This window comes from Arsenicibacter sp. R0_47 (genome assembly GCF_057652235.1).
On sequence record NZ_JBYFCJ010000001.1, the window covers coordinates 416,302 to 441,590 of the forward strand.

Annotated in this window: 19 protein-coding genes; 5 read left to right on the top strand and 14 right to left on the bottom strand. The window is 55.2% G+C overall.

Going from position 1 to position 25,289, the window contains the following annotated elements:
* Positions 1 to 5: 5 nt before the first annotated feature.
* The gene (locus tag AC23NW_RS01725) at positions 6 to 1,679 is read left to right on the top strand and encodes a SusD/RagB family nutrient-binding outer membrane lipoprotein (RefSeq protein ID WP_487447294.1); all 1,674 of its coding nucleotides are present in this window, start codon (positions 6 to 8) and stop codon (positions 1,677 to 1,679) included.
* 23 nt (positions 1,680 to 1,702) lie between these two features.
* Complete coding sequence (locus AC23NW_RS01730; protein WP_487447296.1) at positions 1,703 to 4,114, top strand: hypothetical protein; 2,412 nt, start codon at positions 1,703 to 1,705, stop codon at positions 4,112 to 4,114.
* A gap of 6 nt (positions 4,115 to 4,120) precedes the next feature.
* Here AC23NW_RS01730 and AC23NW_RS01735 read toward each other — a convergent pair whose 3' ends face one another.
* The gene (locus AC23NW_RS01735; protein ID WP_293836760.1) at positions 4,121 to 5,143 is read right to left on the bottom strand and encodes a S66 peptidase family protein; all 1,023 of its coding nucleotides are present in this window, start codon (positions 5,141 to 5,143) and stop codon (positions 4,121 to 4,123) included.
* Between the two features lie 147 nt (positions 5,144 to 5,290).
* Here AC23NW_RS01735 and AC23NW_RS01740 point away from each other — a divergent pair, with 147 nt between their 5' ends.
* Positions 5,291 to 5,716: a hypothetical protein gene (locus AC23NW_RS01740; RefSeq protein ID WP_293836759.1), complete on the top strand. Its 426-nt coding sequence runs from the start codon at positions 5,291 to 5,293 to the stop codon at positions 5,714 to 5,716.
* 77 nt (positions 5,717 to 5,793) lie between these two features.
* Positions 5,794 to 6,711 carry a glycoside hydrolase family protein gene (locus AC23NW_RS01745; RefSeq protein ID WP_487447298.1) on the top strand — a complete coding sequence of 306 codons (918 nt, stop codon included), beginning with the start codon at positions 5,794 to 5,796 and terminating at the stop codon, positions 6,709 to 6,711.
* A gap of 39 nt (positions 6,712 to 6,750) precedes the next feature.
* Here AC23NW_RS01745 and AC23NW_RS01750 read toward each other — a convergent pair whose 3' ends face one another.
* From AC23NW_RS01750 to AC23NW_RS01805, 12 genes are all read right to left on the bottom strand, one after another.
* Positions 6,751 to 7,479: a beta propeller repeat protein gene (locus AC23NW_RS01750; RefSeq protein ID WP_487447299.1), complete on the bottom strand. Its 729-nt coding sequence runs from the start codon at positions 7,477 to 7,479 to the stop codon at positions 6,751 to 6,753.
* A 136-nt stretch (positions 7,480 to 7,615) separates the two neighbouring features.
* A complete protein-coding gene (locus AC23NW_RS01755) occupies positions 7,616 to 8,080 on the bottom strand; it encodes a DUF2306 domain-containing protein (RefSeq protein ID WP_487447300.1) in 465 nt (154 codons plus the stop codon).
* A 182-nt stretch (positions 8,081 to 8,262) separates the two neighbouring features.
* Positions 8,263 to 9,087: an alpha/beta fold hydrolase gene (locus AC23NW_RS01760; protein ID WP_293836751.1), complete on the bottom strand. Its 825-nt coding sequence runs from the start codon at positions 9,085 to 9,087 to the stop codon at positions 8,263 to 8,265.
* Between the two features lie 456 nt (positions 9,088 to 9,543).
* Positions 9,544 to 9,990, bottom strand: coding sequence for a hypothetical protein (locus AC23NW_RS01765; RefSeq protein WP_487447302.1), 447 nt, complete (start codon positions 9,988 to 9,990; stop codon positions 9,544 to 9,546).
* A 134-nt stretch (positions 9,991 to 10,124) separates the two neighbouring features.
* A complete protein-coding gene (gene bla, locus AC23NW_RS01770) occupies positions 10,125 to 11,018 on the bottom strand; it encodes a class A beta-lactamase, subclass A2 (RefSeq protein WP_487447304.1) in 894 nt (297 codons plus the stop codon).
* 399 nt (positions 11,019 to 11,417) lie between these two features.
* Positions 11,418 to 11,927, bottom strand: a complete 510-nt coding sequence (locus tag AC23NW_RS01775; RefSeq protein WP_487447306.1) for a hypothetical protein — start codon at positions 11,925 to 11,927, stop codon at positions 11,418 to 11,420.
* Between the two features lie 442 nt (positions 11,928 to 12,369).
* Positions 12,370 to 14,640, bottom strand: a complete 2,271-nt coding sequence (locus tag AC23NW_RS01780) for a S9 family peptidase (RefSeq protein ID WP_487447307.1) — start codon at positions 14,638 to 14,640, stop codon at positions 12,370 to 12,372.
* A gap of 51 nt (positions 14,641 to 14,691) precedes the next feature.
* On the bottom strand, positions 14,692 to 16,818 hold the full coding sequence (locus AC23NW_RS01785) for a xanthine dehydrogenase family protein molybdopterin-binding subunit (protein WP_487447309.1): 2,127 nt from the start codon (positions 16,816 to 16,818) through the stop codon (positions 14,692 to 14,694).
* Positions 16,819 to 16,904: 86 nt separating this feature from the next.
* Positions 16,905 to 17,897, bottom strand: a complete 993-nt coding sequence (locus tag AC23NW_RS01790) for an FAD binding domain-containing protein (RefSeq protein ID WP_487447310.1) — start codon at positions 17,895 to 17,897, stop codon at positions 16,905 to 16,907.
* Complete coding sequence (locus AC23NW_RS01795; protein ID WP_487447311.1) at positions 17,894 to 18,535, bottom strand: (2Fe-2S)-binding protein; 642 nt, start codon at positions 18,533 to 18,535, stop codon at positions 17,894 to 17,896. The genes AC23NW_RS01790 and AC23NW_RS01795 overlap by 4 nt, the downstream gene beginning before the upstream one ends.
* 714 nt (positions 18,536 to 19,249) lie before the next feature.
* Positions 19,250 to 19,606: a hypothetical protein gene (locus tag AC23NW_RS01800; protein ID WP_487447313.1), complete on the bottom strand. Its 357-nt coding sequence runs from the start codon at positions 19,604 to 19,606 to the stop codon at positions 19,250 to 19,252.
* A 191-nt stretch (positions 19,607 to 19,797) separates the two neighbouring features.
* Positions 19,798 to 20,286 (bottom strand): DUF6265 family protein, encoded by a 489-nt coding sequence (locus AC23NW_RS01805; RefSeq protein WP_487447314.1) that lies wholly within the window; start codon positions 20,284 to 20,286, stop codon positions 19,798 to 19,800.
* A gap of 203 nt (positions 20,287 to 20,489) precedes the next feature.
* Here AC23NW_RS01805 and AC23NW_RS01810 point away from each other — a divergent pair, with 203 nt between their 5' ends.
* Positions 20,490 to 21,605 carry a hypothetical protein gene (locus AC23NW_RS01810; protein ID WP_487447316.1) on the top strand — a complete coding sequence of 372 codons (1,116 nt, stop codon included), beginning with the start codon at positions 20,490 to 20,492 and terminating at the stop codon, positions 21,603 to 21,605.
* A 133-nt stretch (positions 21,606 to 21,738) separates the two neighbouring features.
* On the opposite strand, the gene AC23NW_RS01815 is transcribed toward AC23NW_RS01810, so the two are convergent.
* A complete protein-coding gene (locus AC23NW_RS01815) occupies positions 21,739 to 25,236 on the bottom strand; it encodes a ThuA domain-containing protein (protein ID WP_487447317.1) in 3,498 nt (1,165 codons plus the stop codon).
* Positions 25,237 to 25,289: the final 53 nt, after the last annotated feature.

Below are 25,289 nucleotides of genomic sequence, written 5' to 3' on the forward strand. Positions count from 1 at the left end.
CACTCATGACATTCACAGGAATTAAATCACTGGCCTCTGTTTTTCTGACCGGCTGTCTGCTTTTTTCGTGTCAGGACCTGACGCAGATCGACAAAAACCCGAACAGTCCCGAACAGGTATCGTCGAATTACATCATGACCTATGTACTTTCCAATACCGGTAAGGCATTCTTCAGCCTGGGGCGGGACGGGTCAAAAATCGGCGCGGCTATGCAGTATATGCAGGCAGGTACCAACGAAGGAGCCGCCGTCATTAACCAGTATGCTTGGACGCAGGAGAATTGGGATACCTACTACGATATTCTCCGCAACAACCAGCTGATCTACGAAAAAGGGGTTAAGGAAAACAACCGGCTTTTTCAGGGAATCGCCCTCACCATGCGGGCACTGGTATACGGCCTGCTGACAGACCTGTACGGCAATATCCCGTATTCGCAGGCGCTCAATGCGTCGTCGGGTCTGTTTTTTCCGAAATACGATGAGCAGCAGACTGTTTACAAGGGCGTGCTCGCCGACCTGAAACAGGCTGTAACGCTGCTGAACAGTCTGGAAACCAAAGATGCTGTAAACAGTACCTCCGACATTCTGTACAAGGGCGACGGGGCCAAATGGCGGAAGTTTGCCAACTCGCTCCGGTTGCGGTATGCCCTGCGGCTGGCCGATAAGCGGTCGGAGATGTCAGCGCTGGACGTGAACATTCAGGCCGAGTTTACGGAAGCGGCGGCCGATGCCTTTACCAGCAATGCCGACGATGCGTCCATGCTGTTTCCGGGGATCAGCGCCGACAATTCGGCAGCGGGCGGACCACTCAATTCGCCCAACCCCAATTACCTGCTGAAGCCTGGAAAACCGTTTGTCGATAAACTGATTACGCTGAATGATCCGCGCCTGCAACGGTGGGTGCAGCCGGTGCTGCGGAAATGGGATGCGAAAGTGACCAAAGAAACCACCGTGACGGTGAAAAATATGTACGGCGAAAGCTATTCGGTTGTGTATGTACCTGCCACGACGGCCAGTGCCGATACGTCGCTCTATGTCGGGTTACCGATCGGTCTGCCGATTACCCAGGCCATTTCCTATAACAAAGGCAACGACGCCACGGCCTACAATAACGAACGGAATCCGTACATTTCGTTTCTGCACGAGCGCTACCGGAAAAATACGGATACCTATGTGCCGATGAACCTGATGACCTACAGCGAAGTTGAGTTTATCCTCGCCGAAGCAGCGCTGGCGGGCACTTTCGGGGCTACCGATGCCGAGGGACATTACAAAAAAGCTATTCGTGCGTCGATGGACAAGGCCGGTGTCTTTACCATATCGTATGATTTTGAGAAATACTATGCCCAGCCATCGGTTGCCTACGCATCGGCTACCAACAAGCAGGAGCGGATTCTGGAGCAGAAATGGCTGTCGTCGTGGTTTGGTATTCAGTCGTGGTTCGACTGGCGGCGGACGGGCTATCCGGCCCTGAAAGCCGGCGAAGTGGCCCAGTATGGCAAGGCGCTGCCGGTCCGGTACATGTATCCGGTCCCGAATCAGGATCCGTCGTACCTGACCAATTATAATGCTGCTGTAGAACGGCTGGGCGCAACCAATTATATTCCGGCCGGTCAGAGTAAAGACCACCCATATGCCAAAATGTGGGTGATACAGGGCACCGGAAAGCCCTGGAATTAACCAATTAAGCCGGAGAAACCCCGATGAGAACCTTTTCCCTTGTATTCGTTTGCTATCTGCTGTTTAATGCCGGTAAGGTGTCGGCGCAGGTTGATCTTTCCCGCGCCGGCATCTGCAATGTGGCCGGTAATGAACCACAGATTACCCAATCTATAACTGTCCTGCAGGAGGAGGTTGCCCGCCGGACCGGTATTGCCTTACCGGTATCGGCCGGGGTTGACAGCCGCCCGGGGCCAAAGATTGTTCTGGTACTGGAACAAAGGCGGCTTCAGGTACCGGCAGCACTGCGCAGGGCACTGGACGCATTGCCGGCACCGGCAGCGGAAGGGTTCCGGATTGCCACACTGGCGAATGAAGCGGTTGTGATCATTGAGGGAAAAGATGCCCGTGGCCTGTTGTACGGGATCGGGCGGTTGCTGCGGAAATCCGCCATGACCGGTGGCCGCATGGTGCTTGCGGAGGCGCTTACCCTGTCGTCGAGCCCGAAATACAGGGTGCGGGGGCATCAGCTGGGCTACCGGCCAAAAACGAATTCGTACGATGCCTTTACGGTGGCGGGGTTTGATCAGTACATCCGTGAGCTGGCGCTGTTTGGGGCCAACAGCATCGAAATTATGCCGTCGGGAACAGACGATGATTCGACGAGCCGCCACATGAAACTGCCGGCCATGGAAATGGTTACGGCACAGTCCCGGATCTGTATGAAATACGGACTGGATTGCTGGATGTGGTATCCGAACATCGGCAAGGATTTTTCGGATCCTGCCAAGGTAAAACGGGAGTTGCTGGCCAGGGAGCAGGTGTTCCGGACGGTCCCGAAAATTGACGCCGTTTTTGTGCCCGGCGGTGATCCCGGCGAACTCGAACCCGACGAGCTGTTTACATGGCTCGGAAAGGTAGCCGTGGTGCTGAAAAAATACCACCCGAACGCAAAAATCTGGGTATCGCCTCAGTCGTTCAAACCGGAAAAAGTGTGGTTTGATGCGTTTTTTAAACACGTCAACAGCGGTTATCCGTGGCTGGGCGGGATTGTATTCGGGCCTTGGGTGAAGGTGCCCGTCGAGCAGATCCGGAAGATCGTGAAACCCGCTATCCCGATCCGGAATTACCCCGATATTACCCACTCCATTGCCTGTCAGTATCCTGAGCCAGACTGGGATCCGATGTGGGCGATGACGCTGGGCCGCGAAGCCATCAACCCCCGGCCGAATGACCAGAAGCTGTTTCACAACGCCGTAGCACCCTACTGCATCGGCAGCATCAGTTATTCGGAAGGTACAAACGATGATGTGAATAAGTTTATCTGGAGCGATCAGGACTGGCAGCCGGGCACCGATGTGCGCGAAACGCTGAAGGACTACAGCCGTCTGTTTCTGGGGGCTGATCTGGCCGATGAGGGGGCGCTGGCCCTCGCCGCCCTGGAGCAGAATGTCAAAGGCCCTGTGCCGGCGGCGGAACAGATTGACCGTACCCTCGTGCGCTGGCAGGAGATGGAACGGCGTGCCCCGCCGCAATTGCTGGCGAATCCGCGTTTTCAGATGGGGTTGATCCGGGCGTATTTTGATGCGTATATCCGTGAACGGGGCCTCTACGAAACCGCTCTCGAACGACAGGCCTATGCCGCCCTGACCGCACCGGCGGAGACCGCAAAGAGCCGTGCGCAAAAAGCGCTGGCCATTCTGCGGAAAGCCTGGGAGGAGCCGGTGGCGGCACCGCTGAAAGCCCGGTGTCTGGCCCTGGCCGATTCGCTGTACCGGAGCATCGGCGCGCAGCTGACCGTAGACAAACACGGCGCCATGCCGGGGCGTGGCAATTTTATCGATAATCTCGGCTATCCGCTCAACGATGCACCCTGGCTGACCTATGAGCTGGAAAAACTGGCGGGTATGACAGAAGCTGAAGCCGGCAAAGCCCTCGGGCAGTTGCTCCTGCGGACGTATCCGGGAGAAGGCGGTCTGTATGATCACTTCAGCAGTACGCTGAGCCGGAGCCGTGTGGCTGGCCGCATGAGCCGCGAAAAAGACCCCGGCAGCCTGCAATCACCGCGGGTAAGCTATACCGTTACGCTGCCGGGTAAGGACTATTACCGTGCGTTTCCCGGCATGACGACGCCGGTGCCCATTGCGCCGAAAGCCTGGTACACCCAGATGGAGGTGCTGTACGAAAACGTGTTGCGGGTGGCCTACGATCAGCTGGATCCGTTGGCTACCTACAGGGTACGGGTGGTGTATACCGGCCGGTTCAAGTCGTCTATCCGCATGAAAACGTCGGATAATGTCCTGATCCATGACTACCTGAAAGCCGGTGTTCAGCCGGTCTACGAGTTTGCTGTTCCGGCGGGGGCCATTAAAAACGGGAAAGTAGTATTTGAGTGGAACTGCAAAGCCGGTGAACGGGGCCTGCAACTGACCGAAATTTCCCTGATCCGCCAGTAGCATCGCCTAGCGTACCGCCGGTTCGAGCAGCCGGATAGTGCCTTTGCCGGCATCAATTTCGGCTTCCAGCCCTACCGGAACCGTGAATTTATCTTTAATATGCCCGATCATGGCACCGGTGAAAGCCGGTTTGCCAAGCGGGGTAATGTGGTCGGCAAAAATGTCTTCCATCGTCAGCGAGCCGTAGCCGCCGCTGCCTGGATCGCATTTGGTACACTTACCGAACACAAAACCGCTGATCTGATCCAGAATCCCGGATAGCTTCAGCTGGGTCAGCATACGGTCCATGCGGTAAACGTCTTCGCCGACATCTTCAATAAACAGAATGCTGTTTTTCCAGTCGGGGAGGTATGAGGAGCCGATCAGGTGACTCAGCACGGTGAGGTTACCGCCCAGCAGCCGGCCACGCGCCGTACCGGTGGTCAGGGTGGTAATGCGGTCGGCTACCTGCGTCAGGTTATCGCCCTTTTCGGCCGGATTCTGCATCGTTACCGCCTCGCCATCCATCAGTACGCGCCGGAACCAGCCGACGGTATAGGCGTTCCAGGTGGCCGAGCCGACCGGCCCGTGAAAGGTAATGAGGCCGGTTTTCGCGTAAATGGCCAGCAACAGGGCCGTAATATCGCTGTAGCCGATAAGCGGTTTCGGGTTGCGCCGGATAGCAGCATAGTCGAGGAGGGGCAACAGACGGGCACACCCCCAGCCGCCGTGCATGGCGACAACACCCTTGATGTCGGGGTCGGCGAAAAAGGCGTTCAGGTCGGCGGCGCGGTCGGCATCGCGGCCCGCCAGATACCCGTACCGTTCGTAGAAATGAGCCCCCAGCCGCGTTTTGAACCCCAGTGCCTGCAACGATTCAATGGCAACCTGTACTTCTTCGCGGCTGTAGGCCGGAGCCGCCGGACAGAACAGGCCGATGGTGTCGCCCGGCTTCAGGCGGCCGGGTTTCAGAGAATCAGCAGACAAGGCTGGCAGGCTGAGTGCAGGAGCCAGTGAGGCAAGTTTGAGGAACGAACGGCGAGTTGACATAAGGCAAATATAAACAAATACGCCCGATCCGGTTAAACAGGACAAAACAACACCTCAGCCGGTGCTTTTGCCAGTTGGCGGAAAACGTGCTTCGTGAGTTGGATGCTGTGTGCCAGCTTTGTACCAGCAAACAACAACTACAAGCACATGAAAACGTCTTCTTTTGCCCGCACTGCCGTCATGGCAGTTTTATGCATCGCGGCCCTGACCGGCTGTAAAAAAGAAATTGAACCATCACCGGAGCTGTCGGCGCGGGTTACAGGATCGTATACCATCGCCAGTATCGAAACGGATGGTAAAACGTATCCGGCCGTACAGACCAACCTGAAAGGTGGCCTGACAGTGGTTCGGGAGTCAGAAACGTCGGTGGGTATCGACCTGAACATTACCACAAAAGATAACGGGGATTTCCTGCAGGGGAACGTGAGCGGTGTATCCGTAACGGATGCCGGCAACGGGCAGGTAAACCTGATGAAAAGCGGGGACAACTTCGGCAAGGGCGGTAACGGCCAGATCTCAATCAAGGTCTCGGATACGAACGATAAGGACATGGTTATTAACCTGAAAAAATAGCCTTTCAGCAGTACTGTAGCGTAATATGGTTATCTTGTCCGGAAACTGAATACTAACCTGTTCCGGAGATAATCGTTATGAAACTTCCGATTCTGCTGGTGTCGGCCCTGTGCCTGGTTGCCGGTGCGTTCCGTACGCCTGTCGTTGCGCCGGCCGACGCTGAATTTCCGGCCGGACTGGTATCCTTTACCCCTTATGCCGGTAATCCGGTGTTTACGGGTACTGGCGAACCAACAACCTGGGACCAGACGATCCGTGAGCGGGGGTATATCCTGCATGAAGGCAACACATACCACATGTGGTATACGGGTTACCGGAAAGCCGGTGAGGACAAAACCAAACTGTTGGGCTACGCCACCTCGGCCGATGGCCTGCACTGGACCCGGTATCCGGCCAATCCGATTCATCAGGGGCTTTGGGTGGAGGACATGTGTGTCCTGAAAGATGGTAACACGTATTACATGGCTGCTGAAAGCCGCGACGATATTGCGCATCTGCTCACCTCTGCCGACCGGATTCACTGGCAGGATCAGGGGGCGATTGACATCCGCTACAAAAACGGGCAACCGCTCAGCAAAGGCCCGTATGGTACCCCAACGCTCTGGAAAGAGGGAAAACGCTGGTATCTGTTCTACGAACGCAAGGACGAAGCGGTCTGGCTGGCCACGTCAACGGACCTGAAAACATGGACCAACGTACAGGATGAACCGGTTCTTGACAAAGGGCCGGACGACTACGACCGCTTTGCCGTGGCGATGAACCAGATCGTACGCCACAAAGGCCGCTACTATGCGTATTACCACGCCAGCGCGTTTAAGGACTGGCGCGAATGGTCGGTGAATGTGGCGGTTTCAAGCGACCTGGTGCACTGGAAAAAATACCCCGGCAACCCGATTATGGGCAACAATGCGTCGAGCGGTATTCTGGTCAGCGACGGCAGTAAGTACCGGCTCTATTCGATGCATCCGGATGTCCGGGTATATTTCCCGAAATAAGGCACAGGCCGCTTCCGGATTGTTCAGCAGCAGGATTTATCAGGGTTGCGGGCGTTTTGAGATATAGACTACGCCCCGGCCCGACTTGCTGTTACAGAAAAAAAAGTTTTCGCCGGAATGTCCCCTGCCACAGACAGCATCGGTACCGGCAATGTATAACCGTTGTTGCGCATCCAGATAAAGGCCCCGGATCTGATGCAGCTGAGGCAAGTCAATACGCCGGTTGGTTTGAGTGATAATGCCCGGAGTTTCAAAACGACGGGTTGACTGCGTCGGTGGATCCAGATACACCCGGTTGATGGCATACACTTCTCCGGACGCGGATTTGACCGGACTGATGGCAAGCGGTGAATCGTCTGTATTTTCAAATGCATTCAGGTCTCGGTTGTACCGGCGATAGAGCTGCCAGGTTAACCCGTCGTCGGTGCTGAATTTGCTTGCATTGGTCATCGACTGTGCCAGTCCATTTCGCGTAATTAGTCCGTCAAACGCAAACAGCGTGTCCCGGTACATCAGAAACCCAAAGACGGATGCCGTAGGCTGCGTTACCTTCTGCCAGTTCTTTCCCTGATCTGTCGACCGGAAAACAGAGGTAATGGTCGAAATCAGCAGTGTTTTATTGTAGTCACCCCATACCCCAAAGATTTCTTCGTCTATGGGCGCTTTGACAGTGTACCAGTCCGGATAGTCAGGAGAGATCGTATCCTGGTCGGATTTCTGGCAGGAGAATGCCAGTAAAAGCAGGGCGTAGCCAATAAAGCGGTACATAAAGGACATGATGTGTTTATTATTTTTGTGTAAATGTATACAAAAAGTACTTGCACGATCGATGACCTGATTTAACGGGATGTGTTGGTATCGGCCTGACACCTGCGGAACAATCGTACTGCTGCCTTGGGTTGCCTTACGACCCGATCAGCCGTTTGGCATGTTTCCGGATAAAGAATGACCCGATTCCGGTGGTGATGGCTGTTGCGATAAAGACAAGTATCCAGAAACGGCCCATTGGTAAGGTTCGTGTGGTCAGTTCGGCCCAGAAGGCGGCATACAACCCGACCACTGACCAGTTCATAAAATAATAATGCCAGTGCAGCCAGTTCTTCACCTGTTTACGGAAAAGTGCCGGCACAAAACCGCCAATAATGGTAATAGTGCTGAAAATAGCGAGGGCATGGAACGGGCCGAAACGGCCGAATAAATGGTAGATCAGGAACGCGCTGCCGTTGGTGAGCAGCATACTGATGACATACACATAACCAATACGCCGGTGCATCAGGCCTCTCTTAGGGAGTGCAACGACCATACCGCCTGCTACCATGGCAATTACGGCAAAACTTACGTGGATAATACCTGTCAGTGAATGTATCATAAGGCTATGGGTGTAAATAAAAGGATAGCCGAACATAGCACATTGACAGCCCATAAGCCGATATATTTCCGATAAACAAGGTATTTGTTCTGCTGTACAGGCGTTTTTCCGGAGTGGGTTAAAACGCCTCCGCCCGACAACAATCTGTTGTCGGGCGGAGGCTGTTGTTGTATAAAGACGGGTTATGCTGACTGAATAAACTTCAGCAGGTCGGCGTTGATCGTAGCCGCTTCGGTGGTTGGCATGCCGTGCGGGAAACCAGGGTAGGTAATCAGGCTGCCGTGCTGAAGCAGCTTGATCGCTTTGCGGGCCGTGATGTCAATCGGCACAATCTGATCGTCTTCGCCGTGCAGAACCAGTACGGGTACTGTTATACTTTTCAGGTCTTCCGTAAAGTCTGTTTCCGAGAAGGCTTTGATGCCGTAGTAATGCGCATTTATACCACCCATCATACCCTGCCGCCACCAGTTGTTCCGAACGCCGGGCAATTCGGTAGCACCCGGCCGGTTGTAGCCGTAGAACGGGATCGTGAACTCGTGAAAATACTGCTGACGCCGGGTAGCGGTGTTTTCGCGGATGTCATCAAAAATGGCCATTGGAACGCCGTCGGGGTTGCTGTCGTTCTGTACCATCAACGGCGTTACCGCACTGATGAGTACCGCTTTCGCAACCCGTCCCTGACCATATTTAGCCGTATACCGTGCCACGACACCACCACCCGTAGAGTGACCGATATGGATGGCATCTTTCAGATCCAGAAACTCCACCAGCTCGGCCGAGTCGGCTGCGTAGGTATCAATGTCATGTCCGTCCGTAGTTTGCGTAGAGCGTCCGTGGCCACGGCGGTCATGGGCGATTACCCGGTAGCCGTGTTGCAGGAAAAACATCAGCTGAGTGTCCCAGTCATCGCTTGACAGTGGCCATCCGTGATGAAATACAATCGGTTGACCGGTTCCCCAGTCTTTGTAATACAGTTCAGTACCGTCTTTCAGTTTTAACGTAGGCATAACTTTGGCGTTTATTGGTTTGAGAATGCGGTAAGGGCTAAATCCCCTGGCTTACGGTGGCAAAGTTGGTCACTGCCGGCTGACAGTTCGCGGTATGAATCCCTGATCGTGCGGTATTTTCAGCGGTTTTTAGGGACAGTCCTGCTTTTCGTACTCTTTCAGCGGTTGCTGCCGGCCGCCGTTGATGACCTGTGCGCCGTTTTGTCGGCATACGTTTACACTTTATCCGGCGGCCGCCAAAAGGGAAGTCAGTTTCAGGGCGAAAAGTAAAAATGCCGGGCAGGCAGCGTTATGGTTACTTTGGTGGGAAAGAAATAGCTTAAATGTGATTATTTGTAACTACTATTGGTATGGTGTTTATAAAACCATTAAAGTTTGGTTAATATTAGGTACGGTCATGTGGTGGCGTTTGCCGCTAAGTAAATAGATAGTTTCTTTGAGCGAACATATAAATATTCACTTGAACAAGCCTTTAATGCCCGGCCCTTTTGCGTCGGGCATTCTTTTTTGCGTATTCATCTGCCACCCGCACACCATCAGCAATATTCCGATGGCCGTCATGATAAAGTGAAGGGCATTAACATCGCGTACCATGGCCACCTGTACACCGATCCAGCCGGTCAGTAAAATGCCTTGTATAAACACCAGCGACGGGGCCAACCGGTAGTGTCGCAGCGTGAGTATTCCCGTAACCAAGTTGAACACGCCATTAACAAAAAAGAGTGTAAGGCCGGGGATGAGATACGACGAAAACGGTGAATGGACAAGGTACGCCCCCGACATACCCATTTGCCCGCCGCTTGGGTCAATAACGAACAGATAACCGGCGATGACGGCGTTTATACCAGTCAGAAACAGCAGAATGAGTGCTATGATGCGGCCGGCTTTCGGAAACGTGCGCATGGTAGTTAGCCTTTGACGAAACTACGCGGTTATAGGTAGCTATGGCGCAAAGATACCTGTGCGTTTGATTTGATAATCAATTACTAATGAGGATCATATAAGTGGCTGATGGCAGGCAGTATGGCGCTGCGTAATCACTTTGCTTTGGCAAAATGATCATAGGCCAGCTTCGCAATGTCGGCGATGATCCGTTCGTTGGCTTCGGCTCCTTCGGTTGAATTGGTGACGAATACGCTGATGATGAGGTGTTTGCCGTTGGGCAGCGTAATAAATCCGGCGTCGTTGACCGCGCCCATCATACCATCCTTATTTGTTCCCGAGGTCCCCGTCTTGTGGGCGACGACCGTACCGGCCGGCAGCCGTTTTTTGAGGCGGTCAGGGCCTGTAATGGTGCTGACCATTACATCCCACAGAAACTTGTGGCTGGCTGGTGCAAGGATTTTTTTATCGTAAAACAGTTTCAACAGGCTGATCATGGCCTTCTGCGTGGTCCGGTTGGTATACTGAATATCCCAGTTGCCCTTTGCCTGCATTGTTTCTTCCGTAGCTCTGATGGCTACGTCGCGGACGCCGAGGCGGTGAATGAAGGCGTCAACCTGTTTTGGTCCGCCGAGGAGCCGGAAGAGGTAATCACAGGCGCTGCCGTCGCTTTCGGCCACCATGTACCGGATAATCTCCGACAACGGCAGCTCTACGCCGTTCGGATATGCCTCGCCGATAGGGCTGTACAGATCGGGTACAAGGTCGCTTTTCCGGATACGCATTTTCTGCGTGAGCCGGAACCTACCCTTATCGACTTCGCTCAGCACCGCCAGCGCAACATGAAACTTGTAAACGCTCTGCATCGGCGCGTACTTGTCGCCATTGATGTAGAGCGATTGCCGGCTGCCGATGTCATAGATGCCCACACTTACCGTTGCCTTTTTCCGGGTAATGACCTGTTCAATGTTGGATTGTAAGGGAGTAATCTGGCCAAAGACCGGTAACAGCGTAATGAGCAGCCCGACAACGAGCAAGGTAGTTTTCATGTGTTTAGCAGAGGGTACGTGCGTTTTGTAGCAAAGATAGGGGGGCGGTGAAAATACCGGCGCAGCGCGGGCAAAAATGAGGGGGAATTAGGGGTATGTTTTAAACGGCATGTATAGCTCACGGGTACGATCATAAGAATGCGCCGTAGGAGCGTCACAGCGCCGCGTCGGTAGCAAAAGGGTTATCCCGTCCCCCAACCGCCCTGTAGGGGAATTCCCGGCATATGTGTCGTACCTACGGCACGAAATCGCTGGGGCAAATCCCGTTGGCGTTGGCTACCGACGTGCTACCGACGCTGCGCTGTTGTGTCCCTGACGGGACGAAGGGGATAACGACGCTGTCAGAGCGGGTTTGCTAGCATAAAGCATATCTTATAAGTTGAGAGAAAGCCAGATTTTTTATTCGGAAAGATCGTTTCTGCTAAATTCTTTTCCCCAACCTTCATTATCAGTGATTGTAAATCTTCTTACGAGTGCTATGTCAGGCAGGGATATAGTATGAAAATTTATTATCCTAATAATTTCTTTCAGGTAGTTGATGGTGTCTGGAGAACCGTTAGTAACAGATGAATATAAATCTCGTGTACCAATGTTAAAAATAAGATCTATAGTTGTAAGCAAGTCATTGTCGGCATACTGATAAAGTTGTTGTAGTAGGTCATGTTTGCCTTTATTTATATGGTCACAACCTTTCGATTCGAAAGGAATATTTTCATTGATTGCAAATGGCGTCATTTCGGACATATACTCATGCCATATGCCGGGGTTTGAATTAGTGAATTTCCATAGCTCATCTGTAATGATCAGCCATTTGTCTGCATTGTAACCTAAATGATTTATAAAGGATTCCAGACACAAAATTCCATATGCCACTCTGGCTCTGATTGATAGGGTATTAAATTTTTCCATATCACTGAAGTTACTCATCTTCTTTGATGTGTCTGCAAGATCGCTTTATATGACTGTCATTTCGCAGTGACGGTAGCCAATAGAGGAAGGCTCCGCGCTGTATGGCATTACCGGCATATGTGTCGTGCCTACGACACGAAATCGCTGGTGCAAATCCCGTTCGCGTTGGCTACCGACGTGCTACCGACGCTGCGCTGTATTGTCCCTGACGGGACGAAGGGGATTGGTGATGATTTGTTGCCGGCGTGCTACCGACGCTGCGCTGTTGTGTCCCTGACGGGACAAGGGATTGGTGATGATTTGTTGCCGACGTGCTACCGACGCTATGCTGTTGTGTCCCTGACGTGACAACAAGGGGATTACGACGATTTATGGTGTACCGCTCGCTCCGTAGGAGCGCCACAGCGCAGCGTCGGTAGGCCCCATCGATGTCCCCGCCCCCTCACGGCTTCGGCACCGTAATAGCCGGTGTCCAGTTCCAGGCCGGCGGGTCGATGCCAAGGAGGTGTTTGACGAAAAAATCGCGGCGTTTGTGCTCGCCGTAGTCGCCGCCGAGAGAATGGTTCATGCCCGGGACAAACAGAAAATCAAAGTTTTTGTTGGCTTTGATCAGGGCGTTGATCAGCTGGTAGGTCGAGGACGGGTCTACGTTATCGTCCAGTTCGCCCAGAATCAGGAGCAGCTTTCCTTTTAGGTTGGCGGCATGGGTTACGTTCGACGACGCGGCATAGTGCGCGCCGATGGGGTAGCCCATCCACTGCTCGTTCCACCAGATTTTGTCCATCCGGTTGTCGTGGCAACCCGACGACGAGACGGCAACTTTATAAAAATCAGGATAATGCAGCAATGCTCCCGCCGAACTCTGCCCGCCCGCCGAATTGCCCCAGATCCCTACGCGGCTCAGATCCATGTACGGATACTGCTGTGCTGCTGCCTTCATCCAGGCCATGCGGTCGGGGAAACCGCTGTCTTTCAGGTTCTGCCAGCAAACGTCGTGGAAGGCTTTCGAGCGGTTAGACGTACCCATGCCGTCGCACTGCACCACAATAAAGCCCAGCTCCGCCATTTCGTGCAGCGATCCGCGCGAATCGGTAACGAAGTTTTTGGGGACAAATGAATCGTGCGGGCCGGCATAAATGTATTCGATGACGGGGTATTTTTTGGCCGGATCAAAATTCGACGGACGCACGATGATGCCCCAAATGTCGGTTTTGCCGTCGCGCCCTTTTGCCGTGAAGACTTCCGGCCGCTTCCAGCCCGTCGCCAGCAGCGGGGCGATATCAGCCTTTTCGACGTCCATCAGCACCTTGCCCGTTGCCGCCTCGCGCAGCACCGTTACCTGCGGTTCATCAACCCGTGAGTAGCAGTCGGTAACGTATTGATAATCATCGGAAAAATAAGTGCGGTGGTTGCCGTTGCCCTGCGTCAGGGCGGTCAGGCCGGTGCCGTCGAAATTAATGCGGTACAGCTGAATAAAATACGGGTCCTGTCCGGCTTCCCGGCCACTGCCCTCAAACAGAATCGTGCGTCGGGCCTCGTCAACTGACACCACCCGCCGGACCACCCAGTCGCCTTTGGTGATCTGGTTTTTAACCTTGCCGTTGCCGTCGTACAGGTAGAGGTGGTTCCAGCCGTCCCGTTCGGAAGCCCAGATCAGTTCGCGGCCATCGGCCGGATCATACCGGAAATACTTACCGCTGTAATGAATAAAGGTCTTACTGGTTTCGTCGATCAGCGGCGTTGTTGTGCCGTCGGTACGCATCTCAAAAACGGTGTAGCGCTGATGACCCCGCTGGTTATACTCAAACGTAAACGCACGGCTGTCTCTGCGCCACTGCGGCGTCGTTACGTTATACTGCCCGGCAATGAGTGCGGCCGGTACCGGCAGTTGCTGCCGGGTGTCAATGACAAACAGGGTAGGCGTCCGCTGGGGCAGGGCATCGCCCGGTTTCAGGTAGGGGCGGGAGTGCAGTTTCGGTTGTAGCTGGTCTGTCGGCGATGATTCGATGAGGTAGATCAAGTGCGGAGCATTGGCACGTACCTTGTTCACGGCCAGCTTTTTACTGTCCGGCGACCAGACAATCCGCGCCGAATAGTAGTCTCCTTCCGACCCGTCGAAGCTCAGCGGAATTTCGTCGCCTGGCTTGCGGACCGGCCGGATATACACGTTGTGGTTTTTGATAAAGGCTACGTAGGCCCCGTCCGGCGAAGGCACCGGCCGGCCGTCGCGTTCGTCGTTCTGGCTGCCCCAGTACCGGTTCGGGCCGGCCGGCGACGCAACCTCCTGTAGCCGGCACTGGTAACTGTCGAGCGGGCAGACAAACGTAGAATCCCTGATTTTGAAGGACACCTCGCCGGGCAGCAGCGTAATCTCACTGAACGGCAGCTGATAGGGCGCGGCCGGTTGTCCGGTCAGGCGGCTGAGGGAGGCTGCCAGCCGTGTCTGGTCAAAGGCCGGACTTTTTTCGCGCTTATCGGCATCGACCTTGATAAATTCCTTGCCGTTGGCTGTCGTTTTCAGGTACCAGAACGTGTGGCCCTGCCACTGCACCTTGTCGGGGGCATGGTAGACCTTGTTCTGAAACGCCCCGTTCAGGGCTTCGGCCCGCTGGTAATCGGCCCGCGTGCCCTGCGGTTGGCCGGTAAACGGCAATGCCAGTAAAAAACTCAGAAAAGACAAATGCCGGAAAACCGGAAAGGAGAAAGCTGCCATACGTGCCGCTGAGCGAAGTGGTTTTACGGCTAAATATAGCGCATATTCTCCTTATGCCATCAGCTTGTCCGGTGTAATGGGCAGATTCCGGATGCGTTTGCCGGTGGCATGATAGACCGCATTGGCCACCGCTGCTGCAAATCCGATCATGCCGATTTCGCCGATGCCTTTTGCACCGATCGGGTCAAGAATGGTGTCGGGCTGGTCAATCAGGATCACATCAATGTCGGGTACGTCGGCGAAGACCGGCAGGTGGTAATCGGCCAGATCCTTGTTGACGTACCGGCCGAAGCGGTGGTCGATCTGCCCTTCTTCCATCAGTGCCATGCCAAGTCCCCACACTACCGACCCGAGCACCTGACTGCGGGCGGTTTTGGCATTGATCACTTTGCCGACATCCAGCGCCGACACGACTTTAACAACCCGTACCTGACCCGTCAGCGGATGTACGCGTACTTCTACAAAATTGGCGCAAAACGACTTGCCGGAGTGCGTTTTTTCTTCATTTCCTCCTTTCGATTCTTTGGTTACCGACAGTTGCGGCAGGCCTTTTTGCCGGAGCAGCTCTATGTAGCCGTCGCGGGTCGTAATGGCTTGTCCGCCGGCCAGTTCCAGTACTTTTTGCCGGAGCGCTTTGCACACATCGTACACCGCCGACCCGACCGAGGTGGTTGTATGTGATCCGAACTGACCCGGAGCGGGCGGCAAGGCCGAGTCGCCCAGTTCGAACCGGACATGGGCGGCATCCATCGACATCACATCGGCCGCAATCTGGGTCATGATGGTATAGGTGCCCGGTCCAACGTCGGCTGTGGCGCTCTGGACCAGCAGCGAGCCATCGGCCAGGAGCGTGGCCCGTGCCGTGGCCGGTGAACGGCCGGCTTTGTAAATCCCCGCACTCATGCCCAGCCCGACGAGCCAGTCACCGTCGCGCATGGAGCCGGGAGCAGGTGTCCGGCGGGCCCAGTTAAATTGCTGCGCCCCGCGTTCGTAGCAGGCCCGCAACTGGTTACTGGTCCAGGGATGCTGATTTTCAGGGTCATTTTCAGCAAAATTAGCCAGCCGCAGGGCGACGGGGTCCATACCAAGGGCATAGGCCAGTTCATCCATCGCGGACTCCAGAGCAAACGACCCGCTCGATTCGCCAGGGCCACGGGTCCAGCAGGGCGTGCTCAGGTCGAGGGGAACGAGTTTGTACGTCGTGTTCAGATTCGGGCAGCTGTAGAGCGATTTCGACGGATCGACAATGCGTTCGGTAAACTGTTCATAGCTGGATGTCAGGCCATAGGCTTCGTGTGTCAGGCCCACCAGCTTACCGTCCGGACTGGCACCGATGCCCACTTTCTGGATGGATTCGGGCCGGTAGCCAACCATGTTAAATACCTGATCGCGCCGCAGCACTACCTTGACTGGCCGGCCTACTTTTTTTGCGCCCAGAATGGCTGCCATTTCCTGCGGCCACACCCTCGACGAACTGCCAAAGGCCCCGCCCACAAACGGCGAATGAATCCGTACGTTTTCTTCTTTCAGGTTGAACGCCTTCATGATGTCCTGCTGTGCGATCTTCACGGCCTGCGTTTTGTTGTAAACCGTCACGTTATCGGCATCCTTCCAGACGGCCGTTGCGGCATGAGGCTCCATCGGGTTATGGACGTTGATGGGCGTTGTGTACTCCTGCTCCACACGCACGGGGGCAGTTGTATAGGCGTTGGCCTGTCCGCGCAGGTAGTCGTCTGCGCGTTTGGGGGTAGTGCCTTTGGTCAGGTTAGGCCGGAGCGCCGTTTGGTGCGGGGCCTTTGCATACTGCACCGTAACGAGCGATGCCGCATGGTTGGCCCGTTCAAACGTATCGGCCAGCACCAGCGCCACCGGCTGGTTATTAAACAGGATTTCGTCAGTATAAAACACCCTGAACTCCTGCCCTTCGACACGCGCCTGCCCTGCGGGTTTTGCCTCATAGCCCGGCACCTTCGGCGCATTCTGGTGCGTCATGACCTCCAGTACGCCCGGTGCTTTTTTTGCCGCGCGCGTGTCAATGGCCTTGATCCGGCCTTTGGCAATGGTACTCGTTACCAGTACGCCATACACGAGTCCGGTCAGTTGATTGTCAGCAGCATATGTCGCGCCGCCTGTAACTTTCAGCCGCCCGTCAACGCGGCTCATTGGATCACCGATCATAAGTCTTAAAGAGTGAAAGGGTGAAAGAGCGAAAGAGTGTCAGTTCCCCTCTCCTCATTTTGAGGGGAGGGGTTAGGGGTGGGGTGTTAACCGGCTGCTCTGGTCAGCGCCTCAACAATAGCGGCGGGGGCCAGCTTCAGCTTATAGGTATTGTGCTCAAAGGCCCGTGCACCACGCATGGCCACCTGCGCCGCTTCGCGGAACGTCGCTTCGGTAGCCGGTTTGCCAATCAGTACCTGCTCTGCTTCGGTCAGCCGCCACGGTTTGTGGGCCACTCCACCCATCGCCAGACGTGCCTGCTGAATGGTTTTACCCTTCAGGTCAAGCGCGGCGGCTACCGAAATCAAAGCGAAGGCATATGACGCGCGGTCGCGGATTTTGAGGTAGTGGCTGTGTGCCGCAAACCCGTTATCCGGCAACCGGAGTGCGGTAATCAGCTCACCGTGCCGGAGCGTGTTGTCCTGCTGCGGATTACTGCCCGGTAACCGGTGAAAACCCGTAAAGGGAATGGTCCGGTCGCCGTCCGGTCCCGAGAGTTCAACCGTGGCATCCAGCGCCGCAAGGGCTACGCACATATCACTCGGATGAACGGCAATGCACACATGCTGGTCGGGTACGGGTTCCAGTCCGAAAATGGCGTGCATGCGGTTGATACCGGCGACGGCCCCGCATCCGCTGCCCGGCGTCCGTTTGTTACAGGGCAGCGACGGATCGTAGAAATATGGGCACCGCGTGCGCTGCATCATGTTACCGCCGACCGTTGCCATGTTCCGGATCTGAGCCGAGGCCCCGGCGTTCAGCGCCTGTGCCAGTAAGGGGTGTTTTTTCAGCACGAGCGTATGATCGGCCACGGTGCTGTTGAGGGCCAGCGCCCCGATGCGGATGGCTTTCCCCGCGTCGGTAATGTCGCGCAGGGGCAGGTTATTGATATCGACCAGCTTTGGCGGGGCCATGACGCCGCGTTTCATCAGATCGATGAGGTTGGTGCCGCCGGCAATAAACTGCGCTGACGGGTCGGTCCGTACCCTGTCGATGGCACTTTTGGGCGATGAGGCCCGCAGGTACTGGAAGTTAATCATACCTTTTGCCCTCCTTTCTTCACTTCGGCGATGGCATCGACAATGTTATTATAGGCCCCGCACCGGCAGAGGTTGCCGCTCATGTACTCCCGGATTTCGTCGGGTGAGTTGGCGCGGTCTTCGCGGAGGCAGCCGATGGCCGACATAATCTGGCCGGGCGTACAGTAGCCGCACTGAAACCCGTCGTGCCGGATAAAGGCCTCCTGCACCGGATGCAGTTTGCCTTGCGGCCCGGCTTCGGCGAGGCCTTCGATTGTCGTAACGGCTTGTCCTTCGTGCATGACGGCAAACGTCAGGCACGACAGCGTGCGCCGGCCGTCGATATGAACGGTACAAGCCCCGCACTGGCCGTAGTCGCAGCCTTTTTTAGTGCCGGTGAGGTTAAGGCGTTCGCGCAGCAGATCGAGCAGCGTTACCCGTGGTTCAACCGACAGCGTATACGGTTTTCCGTTGATTGTCAGTTTAAGCGTTACCTGCTCGAAATAGGCGGCGGCTTTTTCGTCAAGATGCTTTTCGGCTGCCTGCACCACCACCGAAGGCGTCAGCGATAAAGCGGTCAGCAGGGTTGATTGCTTCAGAAAGTCACGGCGTGCTTCCTGTCCGGCGTTGTTATCCCGGTCGGGTTCATTGTGTTGCATAGCCCGGATAGTTTTCCGGTAAAGCCTGTGGCTGGCTCTAAGGTTTTTAAATGCCCCGAAAACCGAGCGTATGCGCCTTTGCTATGGCATGGTGGCAAAATCCTGTGTCGTACCTACGGCACGAAACGGTGGTTGGGAACATCGCGGGCGGACGTGCTACCGACGCGGTGCTGTGTTGTCCCTGACGGGACAAACTGGAAACGGTGTTTTGGGTGTCTACCGACGCTGCGCTGTGTTGTCCCTGACGGGACAAATGGGAAACGGTGTATTGGGGTAGGCGCAAACCAATTGATTATTCCCGTGCCTTTCGGGACGGCTATAAACGCTCCGTAGGAGCGCCACAGCGCAGCGTCGGTAGCCATCGATGTATCTACCCGACCAACCGCCCTGTAGGGGCATTACAAATCCTGTGTCGTACCTACGGCACGAAACGGTGGTTGGGAACCTCACGGGCGGACGTGCGTGCTAGCGACGCTGCGCTGTGTTGTCCCTGACGGGACAAGGGGGGAACGGTGTTTTGTGCTGTCTACCGACGCTGCGCTGTATTGTCCCTGACGGGACAAGGGGAAACGGTGTTTGGGGATGTATACCGACGCTACGTCGATTAATAATTTCCTTTCGGGACGGCTATAAAAGCTCCGTAGGAGCGCCACAGCGCAGCGTCGGTAGCCATCGATGTCCCGCCCTCTCACAGTAAACAGCCCTGTAAGGGCATTACAATTCATAGTGCGTCCCTTTTTTTAAAAGCTTTTGTAGTTCCTGCCAGTGGTTTTGATCGAATAGTACTTCATAATCAGAGGGTAATTCCTCCGAAAGCGCTTTGACTACTTCAGGAATACCCCTTAAAAATAATAATTGCTTATGATCAGGTAATTGCTTGATTTCGGGAGGATAAGCCTCATTAAAGGTTGATTGAAAGATACTATCCAACTCTGCTATTTTGATTTTTAACTCATCACTGACGGGTAATGTAACAATGTCCGTATTCTCAAATATACTTCTGGCGTCCTCCTGGTCCTTAAACCAGATTGGCGAACAACAGTATTCGGGCAAGAAACGTATCTGTTTCATGTCTATTTATAGTTTTCTTTGGTATTGATTGGACCGCAAAAACGGAAATAGAGACATTACTTCTGCAATTGGTTGTCAGACAGCCCGATAGACCAATCATTTGTTGTCAGGTTGTCTGAGGAAGCGTTTGCCGTGTTTTTTTATTATCTCTACGGCATGAAACGATGTTTGTCGACGCACGGCAGGCGAGCCTACTTCACCCGGTTAAACGTAAACAAATCCTTGAACACCCATTTGCCATCCTGCTGGCGGCCAAGGGCAATGACGAACTGGTCGGCGGCACGTTTTTCGTACAGCACGCGCAGGGCATCGCCGGTTTTCTCGAAGATAGCACGGCCTTTTGAGGCTCCGACAAAGGTGTAATGATCAGGCTTGTCCTTGTCTTCCTGGGCAATCAGGCCGGGTTTGAAGTGGCGCACCCGCACCACCGGCCCCTGTTCGGTTTGTTCGATGCCGAAGAGTTCATACAGCGTAATTTTGCTGTCTTTCATCATGCGGATAAATCCGATCATGTTATCACCCGCGGGGGCCGACCATACGGCTTCGATAGGTCCGCCGTTGTGGGTGCCCTGCCAGTGGCCTTCGATAAAGGCAAGATCAGAAATGTTGCCGGACTGCTGGGCGCGCGAAGCCGTCAGGCTGGTGAACAGAAGGCCCAGAATAAGAAAAAAACGGTTCATAGACGAATTGCGGAACGTTGCACACGATAAAGCGCCGGACCGGTACGGATTTACTGATTGGGGAAATGACCGGCAGAAGCAGGCATTGCGAAAAAATCAGGGATGGTCATAGGGGGATGTGCCGGTTGGGTGGTCATGGTACCGAAGCAGTTGAAAACGGCATCTTTGGATGCTCCCCGCTTAACAGCAAAAACACAAATACCATGAACCGGATCGTCTCATTTTTTACGTCGTTATGTTTAGTATCATCCATCGTGCATGCGCAGTCGCCGGATGCGCAGCGTGAGCAGCTCGCACAGGACCGGCAGGGCCGCTACCCGAAACGTGCCGTGCAGATCGGATTTGTTTCACCCATCAGCACCAATGGTCTGGACGCCGGCAAGGTCAGCAACCGGCTGTCGCTGAATGCACTCGGGAGCTACGCCGCCGCCCTTGACGGAGCCGAGTTCAGCGGGCTGGTCAATGTGGAAAAGGATTATGTGGCCGGTGTGCAGTTTGCCGGTATTGTCAATGCCGTGGGCCATGAGGTCGACGGGGCGCAGTTTGCGGGCATTGCCAACGTGGTGGGCGGGCCGGTATATGGCGCGCAGTTTGCGGGTATCAGCAACGTAGTGCGTCAATCAGTAAAGGGGACGCAGATCGCCGGTATCAGTAATCTGGCTGGTGGCCGCGTACAGGGTGCGCAGATTGCCGGTATCGTAAACGTTGGCCGCGATGTGACAGGTGTTCAGATTGCGGGTATTATCAACGCGGCGAAACACGTAAAAGGCTCACAGATCGGGCTGATCAACGTAGCTGATAACATCGACGGGCCACAGATCGGCCTCATCAGCCTGGCGCGGACGGGCGGTTACCGGCGCCTTGAGGTATGGGCCAGTGATGTGCTGCTGGGCAATGTGGCGCTCAAAATGGGTGGCAACCGTCAGTTTTACAACATATTCGCCGTAGGGGCCAACTGGCCGTCGGCGGGCACATACACCCGCTGGGGCTATGGCTACGGGATCGGTACAAACATGCCGCTGGGCAAACGCCTGCAACTGAGTGTAGAAGCCATGTCGTACCAGATTCACGAGGAGGCGACGAGCTGGGATAAACTGAATATGCTGAATCAGGCACGGGTGAGTTTTATTGTGCCTGTTTACAAACGTGTAGCCATTACCGTTACCCCGACATTCAACGTGCAGGTGTCACAACAGGAGAACCGCGAGCGTACCGCCATCGGCCCGAAATGGTCAAACCGGACCATATACGATCAGCTGGTTGACAACCGCACCCGTGTCCGGATGTGGCCCGGCATCAACGTCGGTATGCAGTTCTGAGAAAAGATTTTTACCGCGAAAGAATTTTACCACACAGGCACATAGCGCACAGAAGAACAGACGTCTTCGTGTGCTATGTGCCTGTGTAGGTTTGTGCCTTATTGGCAGTCAGTTATTTTGGTGAACTACGGCATCATTCGTTTGCGACCAGATAATTAAACTGAATGATCTCGTTATTCGGCTTGTCGCGTTTGACGGCTACGAAATAAAGGTCATGCCGGCCGGTAATGGCTTTGTCGAGCACACCCGTCACCTGCGCTGCTTTGCCAAAATCGCCCGTGGCCTTGTAGGCAACCCGGCTGACGACCGGCCCCGCGAAGGAATCAAGCCGTAGCTCAATTTCACCGTCCTTGTCTTTCGAACTGTAATCGTATGTAAACGACCGGATATTGGTCAGATCAATGTTTTTCAGCATTAGGTACGACTTATGATTGCCGGCGCTGAGGCGGTTTCCCCAACGCGGGAAACCGACGTGCGCATCCACAAAAGGAGCCATGACTTTGGCGTTGCGGAGGGTGATAAGCTCCGCTGCCGTCAGCGGACCGACGCCGTTACCGCCCTCATCGGTATAGGTTGCCAACAGCGAGTACTGGCCGCGCGGCTCGTCGGCCGTGTGTTCGTTGAGTGGTAAGGTGCCGGTTGCAGCCAGTGTCGCGGCGGATTTTTTGGTGTCGGTCAGTGAGAAGATGTACTTCACCATCTCCTGCGCGTCCTGAGCTGACAGCTGCGGGTGGGCGCTCATGACGTGGTCTTTGCTCCAGCGGCCCCCGCCGCCGTCGATGATCTTTTTGCCAAGCAGTGCCACCGCACCGTTCTGCGTTTTATAGCGTTGGGCAATGGCCGTAAAGGTTGGCCCCACGGATGGCTTGTCGATGGTATGGCAGGCCTTGCAGTCGCTGCCGGCAATAAGTCCTTTGCCCGGCAAATCGCTGCCCGGCAGTTCTGCCTGATGGCCTGAAGGCTGCTCATTGTTCATCGTGGAAGGCTGCGGGTTATAGCTGTACTGCACCTTGATCCTGCGCGCATCAACGGCCGGTGTTTCCTTGTCGGTCGCTACGACGCGGTACGAAAACGGCTTGCCTGGCCAGTAAAACGACTTGTTGTTGCTGGTCTGAACCGTGATTTCCGGTTTGGCATTGCCGACGGTGACCACAATCGTATCCCGCCCGACGCGGCCGGTCTGATCCGTTACGGCAAAAACGGCGTTATAAACGCCCGGCTGCGTGTAGGTATAAGTGGCAGCCGGTTTGGTAGCGCCGACTGTTTTGCCGTCGAACAGCCACTGGTAGGTCAGCTGGTCGTCATCGTCGAAGTCGGTGCCGCGGCCATTAAACCTGACCCGTAACGGAGCGGTTCCGGCCGCTTCGCGGAAGGAGGGGGCATTTCGGTTATCGGATGTCAGGAAGGCGCGGGAACTGGTCAGGGCTGATGCCGCCGAATCGAGTACGCTGGCCCGGGCAACGGGAGCGCGGTTGCCACGGTTGTACTCGATTTTGACCAGCCGCGCATCTTCGTTATCGGCGCCGTAGACCGACCCGTATTCGAGCATGTACATAACGCCGTCCTGCCCGAACGCCAGATCAATCGGACGGCGGAAATCGCCGTTGGCCGCCATAAACGGTTCACTGCGAACGTAGTTTTCGTCTTTGTCAAAGCGCAGCGCCAGTACCCAGTTCCGCATCCAGTCGAAGACAAAGAGCGCGCCGTCGTAGTATTCCGGAAAGCGGTTCGGGGCGGTAGATTGGGCATTATAGCTGTAAAACTGCCCTGCCATCGCACTGCGGCCGCCGAGCCCCAGTTCCGGAAATTCGGTGGAGGCGGCATAGGGGTACCAGATCATGGCGGGTGTGGCTGGTGGCAGGGTGGTCAGACCGGTATTATTCGGCGAGTTATTGACCGGAGCCGCCGGATTGAAGCGGGGACCGGCCATGTTGGTCGCGAAGTCCCATTTGGCATAGGGGTAGTTATTGCCGACAAAATACGGCCAGCCGTAGTTACCCGCTTTTTTCGCCTGGTTAAACTCATCATAGCCCCGTGGTCCCTGAATGCTGTCCTTACCCGCGTCCGGCCCGATTTCGCCCCAATAGAGCACCGAGGTTTTAGGGTTTACGGCAATGCGGTAGGGGTTCCGGCAGCCCATTGTGTAAATCTCCGGCCGCGTTTTGGCCATCCCTTTCGGAAACAGATTGCCATCGGGAATGGTATACGTGCCATCGGCCTCCGGGTGAATCCGCAGTACTTTTCCCTTCAGGTCGTTGGTGTTCGCAGCCGACCGCTGGGCGTCGAGGCTGTAGTATTCCGTGCCGGGGCGCTCGTCCATCGGGGCATAGCCGTTGGACGGGAAAGGGCTGGAACTATCGCCGGTCGACAGGTAAAGGTTGCCGTCTTTATCCCAGGCCAGTGACCCGCCGTGGTGCGAGCCGCTGTTGTATTGCACCGGCACTTTCAGCAGCACTTTCTCCGATTTGAGATCCAGCGTGTTGTCTGGCGTAACGGTGAATCGTGATAGCTGAAAGTCAATCGGTTCGCTTTCGGTCGGCGGGGCGTAGTAGAGGTAAATGTACTGGTTGCGGCTGAAGTTCGGGTCGAGCGTTACGCCGATCAGGCCCGTCCCGCCTTTGATAATTACCGGCAGTTTGTGCACCAGTTTGGTCTGCTTGGTGCGGGTATCGTAGACCGACAGATTGCCATTCAGTTCCGAAAAGAAAATACGGCCGTCGGGAGCCACAGCCAGTTCCATCGGCGCGTTGAGGTCATTAACCAGAATTGTTTTGACAAACCGGTTTTCTTCGGGGGCTTCCACGGCGTAGGCTTTGCTGTAGTCGAGTGGCTTGCCGGTACCCATCACGTACCGTAAACCACCAATCAGGTGCTGCACGAACAGCGGTTCGGTATAGGATTCGTCGGTATGGCCGCCACCGGTGTAAAACGCCCGTCCGCCGTCAAATTCATGGTACCAGGCAATGGGGTGGTTGGCGCCGTTGGTGCCGCCTTCATAGGAGTTTTCATCGAGGTTGGCCAGTACGCGGAGACCGGTATAGAGCGACCGGTAGCTGTACCATTCGTCGGTGCGGGGCCAGCGGTCGGGGAGGTGCGTGGTCGACGGATGGGTTTTGTCCAGTACATCCACCGTGGCCGGCCGGACATTGGGCATATTCGGGTGGCTGGAAAAATAACCGCCGACGAGTTTGTTGTACCACGGCCAGTCGTATTCGGTGTCGGCCGCAGCATGGATACCCATGTACCCGCCACCGGCCTGGATGTAGCGCTCAAACGCCGCCTGCTGACGGGCATTCAGTACGTTGCCGGTCGTACTCAGAAAAACAACGGCCTGGTAGTGTCGCAGGCTGTCGTCGTTGAACCAGGCTGCGTTTTCGGTGGTATCGACGCGTATCTGTGCGTTCTGCCCGATTTTCTGCAAGGCTTTGATTCCGAACGGAATCGATGTGTGCCGCCAGCCTTTCGTTTTTGAAAAGACGAGAATCCGGCCGGTAGATACAGGGGTAGCCGGACTGCTGGTAGCGGTTGTTGTCTGGCTGACGGGTTTGTGCTGAAAACAGGCATAGAGGCTGAGCGCAAGCGCACTCAGGCAGCCCAGCGCAAGCCTGCGGGAACGTATGGTTATGAGCATAGGAATAAGGGACGAAAAGCAATTGGTGAATGAGCGATTGAGCGGGTAATCGC